A 17,015-nucleotide genomic window follows, 5' to 3' on the forward strand; every position below is an offset into this window, starting at 1 on the left:
TTAGTACGACTCTTATTCGAATGCTTTTTAGTAGTTTATGAATAGACAAACTGGATCTGTTCGCTAAGTGGTTAGTTTAGCGAACAGTTTCCTGACATCGAAGTACTAAATTTGAAATGATTGATATGGATAGGAGTTATTTGGCTAAATGTTGTGCGATCTCGTTGATAATCGCGATGCCTTGGGCTGATTTTGAATCGAGTGGCAATGTTTTGTCACCGCCTGACCAGAAGATCGTTAGTGCATTGTCATTACTATTGAAACCTTGGCCTTGAATGGACACGTCATTAGCACAAATCATGTCGAGATTTTTTTTCTCAAGCTTGGTGCGAGCGTATTGTTCAACATTTTGTGTTTCGGCCGCAAAACCTACGGTGAATGGTCGGCTGTCAGTTAATGCTGCAACAGAGGCAATGATATCGGGGTTTTTGACCATAGTGATGGTCATGGTGTCGGTTTCACCCGTTTTCTTAATCTTCTGTTCTGCGATACTCTCGGCTCGGTAGTCTGCGACCGCCGCACAGCCAATAAATACATCATGTTTAGGCGCATGGTCCAGTGCAGCTTGGTGCATCTCCAGTGCCGAAGTGACATCCACGCGGGTAACACCAGAAGGGTAGGTAGTCCAACAGGGCCACTAATAAGCGTAACGTCCGCACCCAACTGCTTTGCGGCTTTTGCTAAGGCAAAGCCCATTTTTCCTGAGCTATGGTTAGTAATATAGCGAACAGGATCGAGCGCCTCTTGTGTAGGGCCAGCAGTAATTAGAAACGATTTACCTTGTAGTGGCTTAGGTTGAAAGAAGGACTCACAGCGCTCTACAAGCTGCATAGGTTCGAGCATACGGCCTGGGCCAACGTCTCCACAGGCTTGTTCGCCCGCAGCTGGCCCCCAGATATGCATGCCTCTTCTTGACAGTGTTGCGATGTTCTCTTGAGTCGCGATGTTGCGATACATCTGCTGATTCATTGCTGGAGAGACTGCGATTGGTGAATCGGTAGCTAAAACTAAAGTTGTCAGAAGATCGTTCCCCATGCCTGCAGACATACGTGCAATCAAGTCTGCGGTCGCGGGTGCGAGAAGAACCAAATCAGCCCACTTAGCCAGTTCTATGTGTCCCATTGAGGCTTCAGCCGCAGGATCTAGCAAACTATCGGAGACAGGTCGTCCAGAGACGGCTTGCATGGTGAGTGGCGTGATAAATTCCTTCGCCGCTTTGGTCATCACCACTTGAACTTCTGCGCCACGTTCGATGAGCCTGCGAGTAAGCTCTGCACATTTATAGGCTGCGATGCCACCACTGATACCAAGCAGGATCTTTTTACCGACAAGAGTTTGCATAATTCTTTTCCTAAGGCTTTTAAACCATTCATCATCAGTTTTTCTGCGGCCTAAGATACCATGATGATAAAAATGTGGCTAACAGGAAGGATATCGCGTTTTTAAATCCATCCACGTTCAGCAAAAGAGACGACGTCGCCATCGCCGACGACAAAGTGGTCCAGTATTCGAATGTCCACCAGTTCAAGCGCGTCTGACAACCTGCGTGTTATGCGTCTATCAGCTTGGCTAGGTTCAGCGACCCCTGACGGGTGATTGTGGGCGAGGATTAACGCGGCAGCATTGAGCTCTAGAGAACGCTTAACCACTTCGCGTGGATAAACAGAGGCGGCATCTATCGTGCCTTCGAACAATACTTCATCGCGTATGACTCGATGTTGGTTATCCAGAAACAGTATATAGAAGGCCTCTCTTTGACGATCCCTGAGCACACTCGAAAGATAGAGTTTAGTTTGCTCTGGACTGGTTAAAGCCTCTCCTCGCTTTAATGTTTCCGATAAGTAGCGCTGGGTCATCTCCAATACCGCTTGGAGTTGTACGTATTTAGCTTCTCCCAACCCTTTGCGAGCGCAAAATTCTTGCTGACTGGCGGAAAAGAGGTTGCGTAGAGAACCGAAGTCTTTAATAAGGTGATCGGCTAAGGTGATGACATTCATCCCCTGAGTCCCCGTTCTTAGGAATATGGCTAAAAGTTCAGCATTGGTGAGTGCATGGGCACCGTGAGAGATGAGTTTTTCTCGTGGCATAGATTCTTTAGGCAGAGAATTCATTGTCATTATTGTTGAAGAAATTTCATCCAACTTTATTCGATCGAATGACAGGCAAGGTTTTGCATCGGTAGCAATGCGTTATCGGTAGGCTCTTTAAAGCGTGATTGATGCGTTATGAGCATGAATTGAAAGGATATTTGTCACATATTTCATAACCAGTTAGCACGGCGTCGGCTGGTGGTAAAACGAGGCATGAAATCAAATATGTGCTTTCGCTCAACTTTTAGTTGTTCGAGAAACGAAATCTGCTACAATCGCCCGACAATTTTTGAACCTAAATCAGCTCTGCTCAAAAAAAGATCACGAAAACCTGTAAAAAGGATCTGTTCGGGTCTTGAGCAATGCATGTCAAGTTAGTATAATGCGCGACCTTTGATAGCCTTGTATGGATTTACCATAACGGTTTTTAACCTCGAACTTCTTTAGTTAAGTGAGAGAGAGGTTCGGCCACCAAGGTTGATATCGAGCTGAAACGATTTGGAGAAGACATTCATGTCCCGAGTATGCCAAGTAACTGGTAAGCGTCCAGTAACGGGTAACAACCGTTCACACGCACGAAATGCTACTAAGCGTCGTTTTCTGCCGAACCTACAAACTCATCGTTTCTGGGTAGAGAGCGAAAAACGTTTTGTTAAACTACGTCTAACTGCTAAAGGCATGCGTATCATTGATAAGAAAGGCATCGATGCTGTTCTTGTTGATATCCGTGCACGTGGCGAAAACGTTTAAGAGGAATTAAACAATGGCTAAAGGCATTCGTGAGAAAATCCGTCTAGTATCTTCTGCAGGTACTGGTCACTTCTACACAACTGACAAGAACAAGCGTAACATGCCAGGCAAATTTGAGATCAAAAAGTTTGATCCAGTAGTACGCCAGCACGTTATGTACAAAGAAGCGAAAATCAAGTAATTGATTGTCACTCTTTGATTCTTCGATGTAGAAGAAAGAATTAGAAAACCCAGCTTAGGCTGGGTTTTTTATTGCCTACTATTTGCTGAAACCGTGCTAGGGAAAGAAAAGGGCTTGGGAAAAACTGGCGACTTATCCAACGTTAGCTTTTATACTCTACACACAGGTCAACAGGGAAGAGTGCTTTAAATGCGAGTTAGTCCAGCGCGTCGTCGTCGCATGAACAATATTATTATCTTATCGGTTATTGCCGCTATGGCACTGTTAAATTTGCCCACCCTGATTAAAACTTACCTGCTCGAAGAGCCGACAAGCCTATATCCCACTTTGTTCGACCCTGATCTTAGCTTCAATGCGATCTACTACAATCGTTGGTCTCTGGAAAAACGACCAGAAGGCTGGTTTATCAATGATATTCAAAGCAAGCACGCATCAGAAGTCGCTGAGCGCTGGGCAAGACTAGAAGGTACAGAAGTGGACGCAGATATGTATTCTCAGCTCGAAGCGTCATTGAGTGCTCCGCAGTCAATAGAAGTTTGGTTCAAAGATCGCGAAGAGCCCCAAAGGATCACCTTATACAAAACTGATCAGTTCTGGTTGCTGAGAAACTGGCAAGATCAATGGATAGCTATCTCTGCTTCTGAAGAGCTTCTTTTCCCCAATGTGCAGTAATATAGTTTAGCTAGAACCCTCTTTGCTTATACAGATTGATTCAGGAAGATGTCATGCCAGAGTTACCAGAAGTAGAAGTGAGTCGTATGGGAATATCCCCACATTTGATTGGTGAAACTATCCAGAGTTTTACCTTTCGTACACCGAAACTTCGTTGGGAAATTCCTCAAGAGTTAAAGCAACTCGAAGGACAGGCCATTAAGAGCATTTCTCGACGAGCTAAGTATCTCGTGCTTGAAACTGACGCTGGAAATGCCATTGTTCACTTAGGTATGTCGGGCTCTTTGCGTGTACTGGATGCTGAATTGCCTCCAAGTAAGCATGACCATGTCGATTTGAAGCTGACCAATGGTAAAGTACTGCGCTATAACGACCCAAGGCGATTTGGCGCTTGGCTATTCGCACCTGTTGGCGAATCTCATTCTGTGTTTGACAACTGTGGGCCAGAGCCTTTAACCGATGACTTCAACGCACAGTACATGTTCGAAAAAGCCAAGAATAAGCGAGTGGCGGTTAAGCAATTCATCATGGATAACAAAATTGTGGTGGGCGTCGGCAACATCTACGCCAATGAGTCACTATTTTCTGCGCATATCCATCCCCTGAAGCCGACAATGAGTTTGAGTATAGGGCAATGGGAGGTTTTAGTGGATGACATTAAAGCAGTGCTTGCTACTGCCATTAAACAAGGTGGAACAACGTTAAAGGATTTTGCACAAGCGGACGGTAAGCCAGGTTACTTTGCCCAAGAGTTGCAAGTCTATGGAAAAGCAGGAGAGAACTGCCCAAATTGTGAAACCGCTCTAGAGGAGCAAAAAATTGGGCAGAGGAATACATTTTTTTGTAATCAGTGTCAGAGCTTATAGCGATTTTGTAACAGGTCTAGCCCTTCCACAGCTTAGTCGGTTTGTATTTTGTACCCAGCATTGCGAGGTGGTAGAAGTTGGTTGCTAGGTTAAGTGTCATGTTTTTAAGCTTATTGACTATCTTCATTGCTGCAACAAGGTAGTTCTTCTTACCCTTGCGTTTTCTATTGCCGATGATTGATGGTTTGTTACCACCCCAAAGGCCAGATTGGCACACGCCAAAAATCGGTTGTTTATGGATCCAAGCATTGCGAAGAAAGACGTCGACAGGGTAATCAAAAGTTTGGCTGTGCTCGATAAACGCTTTCGCACATTTAGGGGAAATAGCATACCCAGTCATGCATTGAGGGATCTTTAAGTATTTGACCAAGCGTTGCTCATCAAAGCTGCGCACTTGATAAAACATATCGTGGTTGTCTGCGTTTTCAATACGAATGTAACCACAGTCGTCAATGTGTTTTTCCGCGATTGAAAGAGTTGCAGAGAACATCTTCTCATCAATATCAAAGTCATCTTCAAAGATGATTATTGGTTCATTGAGCTCTACACATTTTTGCCACATTAGATAATGGCTTGCATAGCAGCCAAATTCTCCAATGGCTGCGGGTCGTCCCATGTTATAGAGGAACTTCTTTTCTCTGCTACGGTCTAGCAGTGGGTGCGTGTCAACTCTTGCGTCCACACCAATAAAGAACTCAACGTCAAGACTAGCTTTGGCTAAAACTTTTTTAGTGGTTGACTGCCTATTTTCGCAGCCGTTGAGAGTAATACAGTATGCTTTCATCAGGTAATTGGTGAGCTTAGTATATGGGCGACTTTAAGATGTAATGTTACATACACTTATGTTGAGTAAACAAGTTAGCTGATGAAGTTTATAGAAAAAGTTACGAGGCTCTCACATCGATAATCAACTAGGTGCGTTTGTAGCATAGATATCGTGCGCGGCATGTCGTGGAGTAGTTAACACTTCGTTGCCTCTGATGAGCTTTTTAGTGAATGTCCAACAGGCGCAGGGTATAATCGAGCGCTCTTTTTTAGTATTACGGGGTGATAGGTATGACGCAGCAGCCTATTGAGCATGTCTTCGTGATTCACGTAAGTGAAGGTTATGAAGATAGAAAAGCTCATATCGATACACATTTACCACATAGAGGTATCGATAAATTTGAGTACATTTTAGATGGCGACATTAAGGCTCTATCTCCTGAGGTACTAGCTACTATCTTCAAAGATAGTAAAACAAGCCCCGCAGAGAACTCTTGTTTCTATAAGCACTATCTGGCTTGCAAGCAGGTAGTGGAGAGAGAGTTGCAATATGCTCTAATCTTTGAAGATGATGTTTTACTCAATGAAGGTTTTTGTAATTCGGTCTTAGAGATTCTCGATGAACTGAAAGCAGAATCAAATTATTTAGTTAATATCGAAGATGCCTATTTAGCTGTTCCATATCGATTTAGAAATAAAGGCCAAAAAGTTTACCTCGCTAACTACACTAAAATGTGTGGAGCTTACATTATTGATAACGTGGCAGCTCATAGGTTAGTAGACTTTATTGAACAAAATGGAACCACACTACCTATCGATACCTATCAAAGTGAATATCGCAATGACATGAAAATTAATATTTATTGGGCTGAGCCTTCCTTAGTGCATCAAGGTAGTAAATCTGGTAGGTTTGAGAGTTCAGTGAATGTGGAAAAAGAAGGGTTGTTGCAGAGCATTAAATATAGATTAAAGTGCTTTCATAAGAAATATATTTGGTCACACACGAATAAAAGAGTAATTAGAGTTTTTGAACATGTTATTAAGTACTAATTCTCGAGATAAAGTCTTATCTTTTTTTCAAGCTCTTCCTTTGATATGGATGACTGTGTTCATGCACTTTGATGGTAAAGGAGATATGACTTTTACCGCTCTGGTGATGATTTTTTCTGTTGTATCTCTAATTTTCACAGGAACCCAAGCTCCAAAAGAAAACTTAAGTAAAAACTATTGGTTATGGATGGTAGTTTTATTGGCTTTCTGGATGTCAGTTTCTTATTCTGTACATGGTGCTGATTCAGGGTTTATTAGAGCATTAATATCAAGCTTGGTTTATATACTTTTCTTTAATTATGCTCGTTTTAACTTAAAGTATCTTTCTTCTATATTTGTTTTTTCTTCAATTAGCTTTGCTTATTATATTTTATACTATAATAGTGGTGTTGAAAGAGGGCTTTGGGAAGTTAATGCTATTCCATTGGCCTACAACATTGCTTGCCTATTGTTAATTTCTTTGTCTTGCATGTTGTTGGCTCCGTTATTGCAAACTAAAGCTATTCTCATTCTTCCAACACTCTGCCTAGCTTTTGTACTGATTGGTACTGGCTCTAGAGGTCCTGCTATTTCCTTTCTACTCTCTTTTTTATTAGCGGTTTTTAGCACGCGAAGCCTTCGAATTACGTTTAAAGGTCTAGCATTGACACTATTGACTCTGGTAGCTTTGATGATATCTGCTTATTATTTTACTGATTTTATATTCAGATTTACTGCGATTAGCAAAGAGTTAAGCAATATTGCGCAAGGGCACTTAAATTCATCCATAGGCTATCGAGTTCAGATGTGGTCTCTAGGTTTGGATATGCTGGCTGATATGCCGTGGTATGGCTATGGAAAGGATGGTTTGTTAACAAGTTTGGCGGCAATGAAAGAAAGTGGTGTGGTATCTGAAAATTTATTTATGATAGTCATTGATCACTTTCATAACGGTTTTTTAGACATATTGTTGCGATATGGTTATTTAGGCTTGGCGTTGTTTTTGTGTGTTGTTTTTTATCCAATAAAGCAGTGCAAACAGTGCGACTCATCTTGCCTGCTATTTATTGTTATAGGGTTGTGCTCTCTTCAGTGCTTAGTTAATTTATCAGAGTATAACAATATACATCCTCAGAGCGTTATCTACTTTATTGTGCCTATTGGTATAATACTTACTATGGCGAAGAAAAAGAATGAAGATCGGTTACTACCTTAAGCATTTGATCTTAACTTTATCCCCTAAGTGGGCATTTAGAATCAGGAAGCAAGTGCTATCACAGGATAGGGTAAGTGATGCGTACGTTGACGACAGGGTTAACTATTACTGCTGTTTCAAAAACTTGTTACTCAATGAGTCTATTGCGACAATCGAAAGTTATAAGCGCAAAGGCTACACATCCTATTACTTCGATCTTAAAGAGTTCCTATACTATTTCCCCAAGCACTTTCGATTCAACTATTACTTTGGCGATGAAACTCATATTGAGCCAGTTCCAACTTTGTTTAAAGCAAGACCAATAGAGGGCGATAACTGTAATTCAGTGTTATTCAAGCTAGATAAACGTCGTCACTTCCGGTTCGTAAAAGATAATTTGAGTTTTTCGGACAAAAAGGACATGGCCGTTTTTCGAGGTGCTGTGACTCAGCCTCATCGTATTCGTTTTATGGAGCAAATGTTTGGTCACCCATTGGTCGATGCGGGCCAGTCAAACTCATCGAGTGATAATCCAGAATGGCAAAAGCCATTTATGTCAGTTAGCGATCAGTTAAAGTTCAAATTTATAATTTGCCTAGAGGGAAATGACGTCGCTTCCAATCTGAAGTGGGCGATGTCTTCAAACTCAGTCGTTGTTACTCCGAAAATGAAGTACGAAACATGGTTTATGGAAGGTACGCTGAAAGCGGGTATTCATTATATTGAAGTTAAAGATGATTGGTCAGACTTTGAAGAGAAAATTCGTTACTATCTAGACAATCCAAAAGAGGCTGAGCAGATTGTTAAGAATGCTCATGAGTATGTGGCTCCCTTTAAGGATGAGAAGCTTGAGCAGTTAATCTGTATTAAGACGCTGGAACGTTACTTTGAGCTTACAGGGCAGCGTGTGGATAATGAATAGCGAACGATAAACGCGATGAAAATTCTAGTAATTGGCCCGTCTTGGGTTGGGGACATGGTTATGTCTCAAGGGCTCTATATAGAGCTCAAAAAACAGTACCCTTCTGCTCTAATCGATGTGCTTGCTCCAGCTTGGTGTAAGCCAATTTTAGAGCGTATGCCTCAAGTAAACAAAGCTATCGAAATGCCGCTAGGTCACGGGCAGTTTGACCTCAAAACTCGTTATCGTCTTGGTAAGTCATTGCGCCCAGAGGGTTATGATCTTTCATTTACACTACCGAACTCTGCCAAGTCTGCGTTAATCCCTTGGTTTGCTAAAGTACCGAAAAGAGTTGGATGGAAAGGAGAGATGCGTTTTGGTTTGCTTAATGATATCCGAACTAACAAGAAAGCCTTTCAGTACATGCTTGAGCGCTATGTTGCTCTGGCACATCCAAAGTCAGATATGACAGGCAGTGGATGTTTAGGTGAATTATCAGAACTGCCTTATCCATCGCTTGACGTATTTAAAGAAACTCAGCAAGAAGCTTTAGATGCGTTCAACCTCAAACTAGAAAGGCCTGTGCTTGGGTTATGCCCAGGAGCAGAGTTTGGCCCTGCGAAACGTTGGCCAGACCATCATTTTGCAGCTGTTGCTGATGCTGCAATCGAAAAGGGCTATCAGATTTGGCTGTTTGGCTCAGCAAAAGACCGTGAAGTGACCTCAAAGATTATTGAGCAAGTGACAGAGCCCAATCAAGCTCACTGTCACAATCTGGCGGGTAGCACAAGTTTAATTCAGGCTGTTGATCTAATAGGTGCATGTAGAACGGTAGTGAGCAATGATTCTGGTTTGATGCATGTTGCTGCTGCAGTTGGATGTAATGTCGTTGCGGTGTATGGTTCAAGTTCTCCAAAGTATACACCGCCATTGACGGATAAACTGGCCGTATTGAATACAGATATCGATTGTCGTCCATGTTTTGAACGAACTTGCCCGAAAGAGCATATGAAGTGTTTGACAGAACTGGCTCCTATACGAGTTCTGAACGCTATCGAGAGCTTTGATCATATTCCTACGAAATCGGCCTAGTTTAGTGGAGGCTTAACGTGATTTCTCGGTTTATATACACGGTATTGCTGGCGTTCATCAGCCTGTTCTTCTTTGGGGATTGTATCGTTCAAAGACAAATAAACCCAAGTTTGGTTCTCGATGGAGAGAGCACTTTGGCTTTACTCCTAGTCTTGAACACGATAAATCGGGTGTTATTTGGGTACACGCTGTATCCGTCGGTGAAGTACTGGCAAGTAAAAAGCTAGTAGAGATGTTGGTGAGCAAGTACCCAGAACACCAGGTACTTGTTACTACCACGACGAGCACTGGGGCAGAACAAGTTTCCAAATTTGAACTGGATGTGATTCACCGTTACATGCCCATTGATTTTAGTTGGTGCGTTAAGCGTTTTTTGAAGTCAGTGAAGCCCGATCTGCTATTGGTAATCGAAACGGAAGTTTGGCCAAATACTCTTCACTGTGTATCCCATTTCGGTATTCCATCGATGCTCATCAACGGGCGCCTATCTAAAAAATCCGCGGCCAACTACCAAAGAGTACGTTCGCTTATCTCTCCTGTTCTCAATCATTTTGAGCGTATCCTTACAGTACATGCTGACGACGCAAAGCGATTTGAAAATCTTGGCGTAAGTGCCTCAAAAGTGATCGTAACGGGATCGATCAAGTATGATGTGGATCTAGAGCTAGAGATAGCCAGTAAGGGGCAAGAGCTTAGGCAAACACTAGGAGAGGAGCGGCTTGTTTTAATTGCGGCGAGTACGCATCAAGGGGAAGACGAGCAAGTAATACACGCTTATAAGCTTGCCAAAAAGCAGATTGATAATTTGCTGCTTGTTCTCGTTCCTCGTCATCCCGAGCGTTTTGATGGTGTCTCAGAAATGTTAGTGAGCAAAGGTTTGAAGGTCACTAGAAGAAGTGAGTCTGACAATGTAGAAGTTATCTCTGATATCGACGTTTACTTGGGCGATACCATGGGTGAGATGCTTATTATGATGGCAGCAAGTGATCTCGTTTTTATGGGCGGAAGTCTCATCGGCAAGAAGGTGGGTGGTCACAATTTTATTGAACCTGCACTTTTGAGTAAGTACTGCCTGACTGGACCGAGCTATTTTAATTTCACCGATTTGGCACAGCAGTTGATTGATGTTGATGGGTTAAAAGTCATTCAAAATTCGAAGGACTTAGGCGATGCAATTGTTGAAGGCTTTGAAAATGCCAGCCAATCTAAACTTCGTGGTGAAGCGGCCTATGATATAGTGCTAAAAAATCGAGGCGCACTGAAGAAATCCTTAGAGGCTATTTCGTTGTTGCCGCTATTTAATCAATGATCGCTATTGCAGAGAACGTACTATGATTAAGACCTTTGTTATCCACGTAAGTAAGGGGTACGAGAACCGCCGCGCTCACATGGATAGTCACTTACCAAAGCATGGGATAGTCGAGTATGAATATATGCTTAGAGGTGATATTGATGACCTTAGTGAATCCGTGCGTAGTGAATTTTTTACGGATACCCTACGTTTAGCTGAGAAATCTTGCTTTTATAAACATTACTTAGTTATGAAGCGTGTTGTCGAAGAACGTATTCCGCAAGTGCTTGTACTTGAAGATGACGCACTTCTTGTTGACAACTTTACTCAAAAGCTTTCTCTATCTTTAAAGGAACTTAAAGATAAAGAGTGTTACTTTGCCAACATAGAAGATGCGGCAACATCCGTACCTTACTCTTACCGAAAGCCTAATAAAACGCTCTATCTTTGTTCGACGAACAAACTGTGTGGGGGCTATGTTTATGATTTGGCTTTTGCCGAGAAGCTCGTGTCTTTTATTGAGTCAGAGGTTGTTGATGCACCAATCGATGGCTTTATTGGTAACGAAAATGAAAGACTAGGTTATTCGATATATTGGTGCCAACCACCCTTAGTTTCTCAGGGAAGTAAAAGTGGACTATTTGCTAGTGAGTTGAATGGTGCAAAATCGGGTATGTATGCCACGATAAGAAGTTCTATTAAAGATTGGTACCGTAGAAATGTCCGCAGTCACATGAGCAAGAAACAAAAGCAATTATTTGACTTTTCAGAGGGAAAACATGAGTAACGCTATTGTATCGATCGTTTATGGAGACGACCTTACATACTACCAAGGAGCGAAGTTTAGTCTCCTGTCTTTTCTAGCTAATTGTCCCGAGAATGGACAGCCAAATGTTTATGTATTGACAGAGAAACCAGATTTTTTCTCGGATTTACCATTTACTGTTTTTCCAATTTCTAGAGAGCAAAAGGCAGATTGGACTTGCGATGGCAAATATCATTTCAGGATTAAAAACCGTGGTTTAAAATACATTATTGGAGTAATTCCAGAGAGTGTAGATAAGTTCTTATTCTTTGACGCAGATACACACTTTAAACCAACTTCCGCAGCGCTTTTTGAAATGATTAGTGCAGAGAAAGCTGTGCTATTTTACCCAGAGACCAATATCTACAACGTCAATGAAAGCTCAGAGTACGGGAAACTAAAGGGGAAAGAAATTACTCTGTCTGATGGAGGTCTATACTCGCTCACGCCTTCTTCTACTATGTGGAATTCAGGAGTGATTGGTGTGAGTAGAAGTATGATGAGTAATATCGACTATGCTGACAACTTAATCTTAGGGATGATGGAGTTAGATTGCCAAGCGCATACGATCGAGCAATTTGCGTTATCGGAAGCGTTGGTGAGAGACTTTCAATTATCTCCCGCCAGAGAGTATGTCAATGACTATTCAACCAGCGGCCAAAAAAACTGGGCTCGTATCGTCCTTCAGCGTTTCTTTGAAGAGAATGGAGATAAGCCGTTCGAAGAACAGGTTGAGCTTGCCAAAACATTAAGTTTTAGGCGGCCATTATCGGAAGTAATTAAAGGCCACATCTACAAGAAGAAAAAGAAGCTCAGAAAGCTGTTCGGCCTACCAGAAGAGTAATGACTAATCCTTAAATTTAGGTTCTAAGTTTATTGGCTACCTCACTGGTAGCCTTTTAGTATTTGTTCGAACTCAAAGTGAGTTTCTTTGATGGTTCCCTTTTGGACTTCTTTTTTGAATGAACGAAGAAGGCGATCTAAGTTCGATTTTTTCCAACTATCTCCAGCTTGAATGGCGCACTTGTCAAAGTCGATGATCCAGACGCTGTTGTCAGCATCGATGAGTACATTGTGAATATTGAGGTCAGTATGATTAACTTGCGCGTCATGCATTTTACGTATTTCTTGACCAATCTTTACTAGCACATCAGTTTCGAGTGCTCTCGTCGATAATATCGCGACTAAATCTTTAGCTTCATTAATCTTTTCGATTAGGATATCCGCTTGGTAAGTGAATCCGCTTCTCTTAATTTTAGCTGCGATTGGCTTAGGCACATTTACTCCCTGTTGAGCTAGAGTATTGAGGACTTCGAGTTCTTGATAGGCGCGCGTATTCTCTAGTGTGCTAAACAAGTAATGATCTTTTACTACTTTGCCGAATAAGCCTCCACGGCGATAGTGCTCAACGCATAGGCGCCTTTACTTCCTTGAACAAACCAGGTTGTCCCACGCCCTTGAGCGCTGCCGATGATGGCACCTCTCTGTCGCCAATAAGCTATATTAAATGCACTCTCAACATTTTCATCGAGTAAATCTGGGTTGAAATAATACCAAGTATTGTCGACTTGCTTAGTGCTAAACATGTATTACTATCTCGAATTGGTTACTTTATGGCATACTTGCAAACAGAGTATATCAAACCGCTAATTGATTGATGAGCCATTCAAAACACGACCCATCTAGAAGATATCAGAAGATCTTGGTGATAGCGACGCACTGTATCGGCGACAGTTTGTTGATCACCCCGTTTACCCGCAGTTTGAGAGCTGCCTATCCTAGTGCAAAAATCGATGTGCTCATCAATGAACGTGGTGGAATGGTATTTGGTACCAATCAAGATATTGATAGCTTGGTCGAAATCCCTCCTCGCCCTAAAATGTCCGACTATGTTCGTTTAGTAAAACAGCATGGCCGATATGATCTTGTCGTGAATGAAATGCTCAATGATCGAACTGCTATCTATAGCGCAGTTTTTGGTAGGCAGCGTTTGGGAGCTATTGATGAGTCCCTATCAGGGTCTTGGTTGAAAAAATGGGTGTATACCCACTACATTTCTGAGCAACATAGATTTGAGCATAAGCTGAGCCGAGCAAGCAGAATGCTTGCTTTGATAGGTGTGGATATGGTGCCTGAGATCATTTCCCCAGAGGAACCTTTACCTGCTCATATTGAAGCTAGGCTGCCGGATTCTTATCTCGTTGTTCATGCTCCATCCTCAAATGAAATTAAGCAGTGGCCAGTTCAATCATGGATAGAGGTTATCCGCGAATTATCCAATGCTGGATACCATTTGGTGTTATCAGGAGCCCCTCTACCACGCGATAAAATGATAGTGGAAGAGATTCTTAAACACTGTTCTGACTCAAATACTATTACAAGCGTTTTAGGTGAATTGAGCTTAGCGCAGACGTCGACTTTGCTTAAGCGCAGTCAAGGTTTTGTCGGACCAGATAGCGGCCCTGGACATATGGCCTCTGGCTACCCTATACCGATTGTATCGCTTATTAGTGTTGCTCCAGCCAGTATGTGGTCGCCGTGGCCATACAAAGCTCCAGTAGATGAAACTAATAACTTGTATCAAAACGGGGTCTCACAACAACGAGTAGGGAACATCAAACTGATTCAATCAGGGAGAAACTGTGTGCCGTGTTATGCCAATAAGTGTCGAATTAGTGATGACCTCTACTCCCCTTGTTTGCGAGATATAAAACCTGCTCAAGTCGTAGATGCGGTTATTGAAATGATACCTTTAGGGACAAACAATGCAGGGTAAACAAATCGGCCCTAAATCAATCTGTGTTCTTAGATTGTCGGCAATCGGCGATGTTTGTCATGCTGTGTCAGTAGTTCAGCAAATTCAAAAGCAGTATCCCGAGTGTCGTATCACTTGGATTATGGGAAAAATAGAGGCGCAACTTCTGCAGGATTTGGATGGTGTTGATGTCGTTGTTTTCGACAAAAAACTCGGCTTCAAAGGTATGAAGTTAGTGTGGGAACAACTTCGAGATCAGCGCTTCGATTATCTTCTTCACATGCAAGTTGCTCTTCGAGCAAGCATCCTGACTTTAGGTATCAAAGCTAAAGTTAAGCTCGGTTTTAGTTGGTCTCGAGCGAAGGAAGGCCAGTGGCTTTTCACCAATAAGAAGTTGCCGAAAACAGATGCACCTCACGTACTCGATAACTTTGCTCAATTTGCTCATTATCTTGGGTGTCCGAAAACGAATCCACAGTGGAATATTCCAACATCCAATCCGCAAACTAAGGTTCTTCAGTCGCCTTATGCGGTGATTAGCCCTGCTGCTAGTAAAGACGAACGAAACTGGTTACCAGAGCGATATGCCAAGGTTGCTGAGCATCTTCAAGCAAAAGGGATAGAGGTGGTATTATGCGGCTCACCTGCGGACCGTGAGAAGAAGTTGGCAGAGTCTATTATCCAGAATGCGGGCACACCTATCCTTAATTTAGTCGGGCAGACATCGCTGAAAGAGTTGGCGGCCGTGCTAAAGGGAGCTTCTCTTGTCATCGCTCCTGATTCAGGACCAGCCCATATTGCGACAACCCAAGGCGTGCCAGTTATTGGGTTATACGCCCATAGCAATCCTAAACGGACTGGACCATACAATAGCCTAAACTATGTGGTTTCTGTTTATGAGCAAATCGCGGAGCTACAATACGGCAAGCCAGTTGTAGAGCTACCTTGGGGAGCTAGGGTGAAAGGTGCAGACTTAATGTCTTTTATTGAAGTGGAAAGTGTGGTTGAGAAGGTTGACGAAGTCTTGCAATCATCCATATAGAATCCGACAGGCAGTATGCAATAATCAATAAGAATTAAACAAAAAGAACGAAGTGAAAGAACAATGCGAATAGCCATTTATCCCGGTACATTTGATCCAGTAACTAACGGCCACTATGACCTTATTAAGCGTGCTGCAAGCATGTTTGATCACCTAATCATTGGCGTTGCGGAGAGCCTAGCAAAAATACTCTGTTTTCCTTGGATGAGCGAGTTGAGCTGCTTAAAAAAACCTGCAAAGAAATTGAAAATGTTTCAGTAGACGGCTTTAGTGGTTTGCTGGTGGACTTTGCCACACAAAAGAACGCTACAATATTAGTACGCGGATTACGAACCACGATGGACTTTGAGTATGAGTTTGGTTTAACCACTATGTACCGACGCTTGAAGCCAGAATTAGAGAGTCTGTTTCTTACGCCAGCCGAAGAGTTCGCATTTCTTTCTTCAACATTGGTACGAGAAGTGGCTATCCATGGTGGTGAAGTCGCGCAGTTTGTCCCTACCTGTGTACACAAAGCAATCTTGAACAAGCTTTCATAATCGGTCAGACATAGTGATGAATATCTTAATTTATACCCGAGCGACTCTGCCTGTTGTGAACTATGGTGGAACAGAGCGCGTGATCTGGGATTTGGTGTATGCATTGCACTTGCAAGGGCATAAGGTCACGTTGCTGGCGGGCAAAGGAACACAGTGTGATTGGGCACGAGTCATTGAGTATCAACCGGACGTTCGGTTAGATGGCCAATTGCCTAACGATATTGATGTGGTCCACTTTCATTCGGACTTTGAGCCGATCAGCAAGCCTTACGTTATTACTCAGCACGGTAACTCGCGTGGTCCAATAAACCCAAATACAGTATTTGTGTCGTCGCAACATGCTAAAAACCATGGTGCAGAGGCGTATGTTTACAATGGTTTGAATTGGGATAACTACCTAAAGCCAGACCTTTCTTCTGACAGGCAGCGCTTTCACTTTTTAGGCAAAGCAGCCTGGCGAGTCAAAAATGTTCAGGGTGCTATTGATATTACAAAAAAGGCAAAACAGAGCTTAGATGTACTCGGTGGCCATCGTCTGAACTTTAAAATGGGATTCCGCTTAACTTTAGATAGACATGTTAAGTTTCATGGCATGGTCGATGACATGACCAAGTCAAAAATTATGACTCAGTCGAAAGGGCTTATCTTTCCTGTGACTTGGCATGAACCTTTTGGCTTAGCGATTACAGAGAGCCTTTACTTCGGTTGCCCTGTCTTCTCCACACCCTATGGTTCACTTCCAGAGCTAGTGAGTGAGGACGTCGGCTTTCTTTCGAGTCAAGAAACACAGTTAGTAGAAGCCGTGGCTAACGCTGAGTGTTTTGATGTAATCCGATGTCATGAATATGCTCAGGATTTGTTTAATGCCAATGTGATGGCAAAAGCGTACGTAGAAAAGTACCAAACGGTAGTGAATGGGTTTGATTTGAATACCAACCTTGGCGGTGTCATTGCTGACTTCAAACGCCTGGCCTACGACAAGGCTTAAGGGATGCACTCAACGAGAAACGTCAAATAAGTTAGTAAAAGTTGCCAAGCATTA

Annotated in this window: 16 protein-coding genes and 3 pseudogenes; 15 read left to right on the forward strand and 4 right to left on the reverse strand. The window is 42.6% G+C overall.

Annotated features, from left to right (window positions below):
* Window positions 1-136: 136 nt before the first annotated feature.
* Both coaBC and radC read right to left on the reverse strand, forming a co-directional pair.
* Window positions 137-1,341, reverse strand: a pseudogene (gene coaBC / locus UA76_RS18070) (bifunctional phosphopantothenoylcysteine decarboxylase/phosphopantothenate--cysteine ligase CoaBC).
* 101 nt (window positions 1,342-1,442) lie between these two features.
* Window positions 1,443-2,117: a RadC family protein gene (gene radC, locus UA76_RS18075; RefSeq protein WP_047049067.1), complete on the reverse strand. Its 675-nt coding sequence runs from the start codon at window positions 2,115-2,117 to the stop codon at window positions 1,443-1,445.
* Window positions 2,118-2,603: 486 nt separating this feature from the next.
* On the opposite strand from radC, the gene rpmB reads away from it, so the two are divergent.
* The 4 genes from rpmB to mutM all read left to right on the forward strand — a co-directional run bounded on the left by rpmB (window position 2,604) and on the right by mutM (window position 4,559).
* Window positions 2,604-2,840, forward strand: coding sequence for a 50S ribosomal protein L28 (rpmB, locus tag UA76_RS18080; protein WP_004728407.1), 237 nt, complete (start codon window positions 2,604-2,606; stop codon window positions 2,838-2,840).
* Between the two features lie 13 nt (window positions 2,841-2,853).
* Window positions 2,854-3,021 carry a 50S ribosomal protein L33 gene (gene rpmG, locus UA76_RS18085; RefSeq protein ID WP_002535344.1) on the forward strand — a complete coding sequence of 56 codons (168 nt, stop codon included), beginning with the start codon at window positions 2,854-2,856 and terminating at the stop codon, window positions 3,019-3,021.
* Window positions 3,022-3,210: 189 nt separating this feature from the next.
* On the forward strand, window positions 3,211-3,693 hold the full coding sequence (locus UA76_RS18090; protein ID WP_047049080.1) for a hypothetical protein: 483 nt from the start codon (window positions 3,211-3,213) through the stop codon (window positions 3,691-3,693).
* Between the two features lie 53 nt (window positions 3,694-3,746).
* A complete protein-coding gene (gene mutM / locus UA76_RS18095) occupies window positions 3,747-4,559 on the forward strand; it encodes a bifunctional DNA-formamidopyrimidine glycosylase/DNA-(apurinic or apyrimidinic site) lyase (RefSeq protein ID WP_047049083.1) in 813 nt (270 codons plus the stop codon).
* 16 nt (window positions 4,560-4,575) lie between these two features.
* On the opposite strand, the gene UA76_RS18100 is transcribed toward mutM, so the two are convergent.
* Entirely contained in the window at window positions 4,576-5,343 is a 768-nt protein-coding gene (locus UA76_RS18100; RefSeq protein WP_047049087.1) for a glycosyltransferase family 25 protein, read from the reverse strand.
* A gap of 272 nt (window positions 5,344-5,615) precedes the next feature.
* Between UA76_RS18100 and UA76_RS18105 the strand changes: the two genes are divergently transcribed.
* The 7 genes from UA76_RS18105 to UA76_RS18135 all read left to right on the forward strand — a co-directional run bounded on the left by UA76_RS18105 (window position 5,616) and on the right by UA76_RS18135 (window position 12,481).
* On the forward strand, window positions 5,616-6,374 hold the full coding sequence (locus tag UA76_RS18105; protein ID WP_047049090.1) for a glycosyltransferase family 25 protein: 759 nt from the start codon (window positions 5,616-5,618) through the stop codon (window positions 6,372-6,374).
* A 61-nt stretch (window positions 6,375-6,435) separates the two neighbouring features.
* The gene (locus UA76_RS18110; protein ID WP_162198964.1) at window positions 6,436-7,569 is read left to right on the forward strand and encodes an O-antigen ligase family protein; all 1,134 of its coding nucleotides are present in this window, start codon (window positions 6,436-6,438) and stop codon (window positions 7,567-7,569) included.
* Window positions 7,547-8,470, forward strand: coding sequence for a glycosyl transferase family 90 (locus tag UA76_RS18115; protein WP_047049096.1), 924 nt, complete (start codon window positions 7,547-7,549; stop codon window positions 8,468-8,470). Before UA76_RS18110 ends, UA76_RS18115 begins: the two co-directional genes overlap by 23 nt.
* A gap of 15 nt (window positions 8,471-8,485) precedes the next feature.
* Window positions 8,486-9,541: a lipopolysaccharide heptosyltransferase II gene (waaF, locus tag UA76_RS18120; protein WP_047049099.1), complete on the forward strand. Its 1,056-nt coding sequence runs from the start codon at window positions 8,486-8,488 to the stop codon at window positions 9,539-9,541.
* Between the two features lie 79 nt (window positions 9,542-9,620).
* On the forward strand, window positions 9,621-10,850 hold the full coding sequence (gene waaA / locus UA76_RS18125; RefSeq protein ID WP_084705542.1) for a lipid IV(A) 3-deoxy-D-manno-octulosonic acid transferase: 1,230 nt from the start codon (window positions 9,621-9,623) through the stop codon (window positions 10,848-10,850).
* A 22-nt stretch (window positions 10,851-10,872) separates the two neighbouring features.
* Entirely contained in the window at window positions 10,873-11,619 is a 747-nt protein-coding gene (locus tag UA76_RS18130; protein WP_047049101.1) for a glycosyltransferase family 25 protein, read from the forward strand.
* A complete protein-coding gene (locus UA76_RS18135; RefSeq protein ID WP_047049104.1) occupies window positions 11,612-12,481 on the forward strand; it encodes a hypothetical protein in 870 nt (289 codons plus the stop codon). Before UA76_RS18130 ends, UA76_RS18135 begins: the two co-directional genes overlap by 8 nt.
* Before the next feature lie 41 nt (window positions 12,482-12,522).
* Here UA76_RS18135 and UA76_RS18140 read toward each other — a convergent pair.
* Window positions 12,523-13,223, reverse strand: a pseudogene (locus tag UA76_RS18140) (3-deoxy-D-manno-octulosonic acid kinase).
* A gap of 71 nt (window positions 13,224-13,294) precedes the next feature.
* Here UA76_RS18140 and UA76_RS18145 point away from each other — a divergent pair.
* From UA76_RS18145 to UA76_RS18160, 4 genes and pseudogenes are all read left to right on the forward strand, one after another.
* Complete coding sequence (locus tag UA76_RS18145) at window positions 13,295-14,413, forward strand: glycosyltransferase family 9 protein (RefSeq protein WP_084705543.1); 1,119 nt, start codon at window positions 13,295-13,297, stop codon at window positions 14,411-14,413.
* Window positions 14,403-15,434 (forward strand): glycosyltransferase family 9 protein, encoded by a 1,032-nt coding sequence (locus UA76_RS18150; protein ID WP_047049107.1) that lies wholly within the window; start codon window positions 14,403-14,405, stop codon window positions 15,432-15,434. Before UA76_RS18145 ends, UA76_RS18150 begins: the two co-directional genes overlap by 11 nt.
* Before the next feature lie 63 nt (window positions 15,435-15,497).
* Window positions 15,498-15,973, forward strand: a pseudogene (gene coaD, locus UA76_RS18155) (pantetheine-phosphate adenylyltransferase).
* A 16-nt stretch (window positions 15,974-15,989) separates the two neighbouring features.
* Window positions 15,990-16,961 carry a glycosyltransferase gene (locus UA76_RS18160; RefSeq protein ID WP_047049110.1) on the forward strand — a complete coding sequence of 324 codons (972 nt, stop codon included), beginning with the start codon at window positions 15,990-15,992 and terminating at the stop codon, window positions 16,959-16,961.
* Window positions 16,962-17,015: the final 54 nt, after the last annotated feature.

The organism is Vibrio mexicanus (assembly GCF_001012815.1).
In the GTDB taxonomy this organism is placed as follows: domain Bacteria; phylum Pseudomonadota; class Gammaproteobacteria; order Enterobacterales; family Vibrionaceae; genus Vibrio; species Vibrio mexicanus.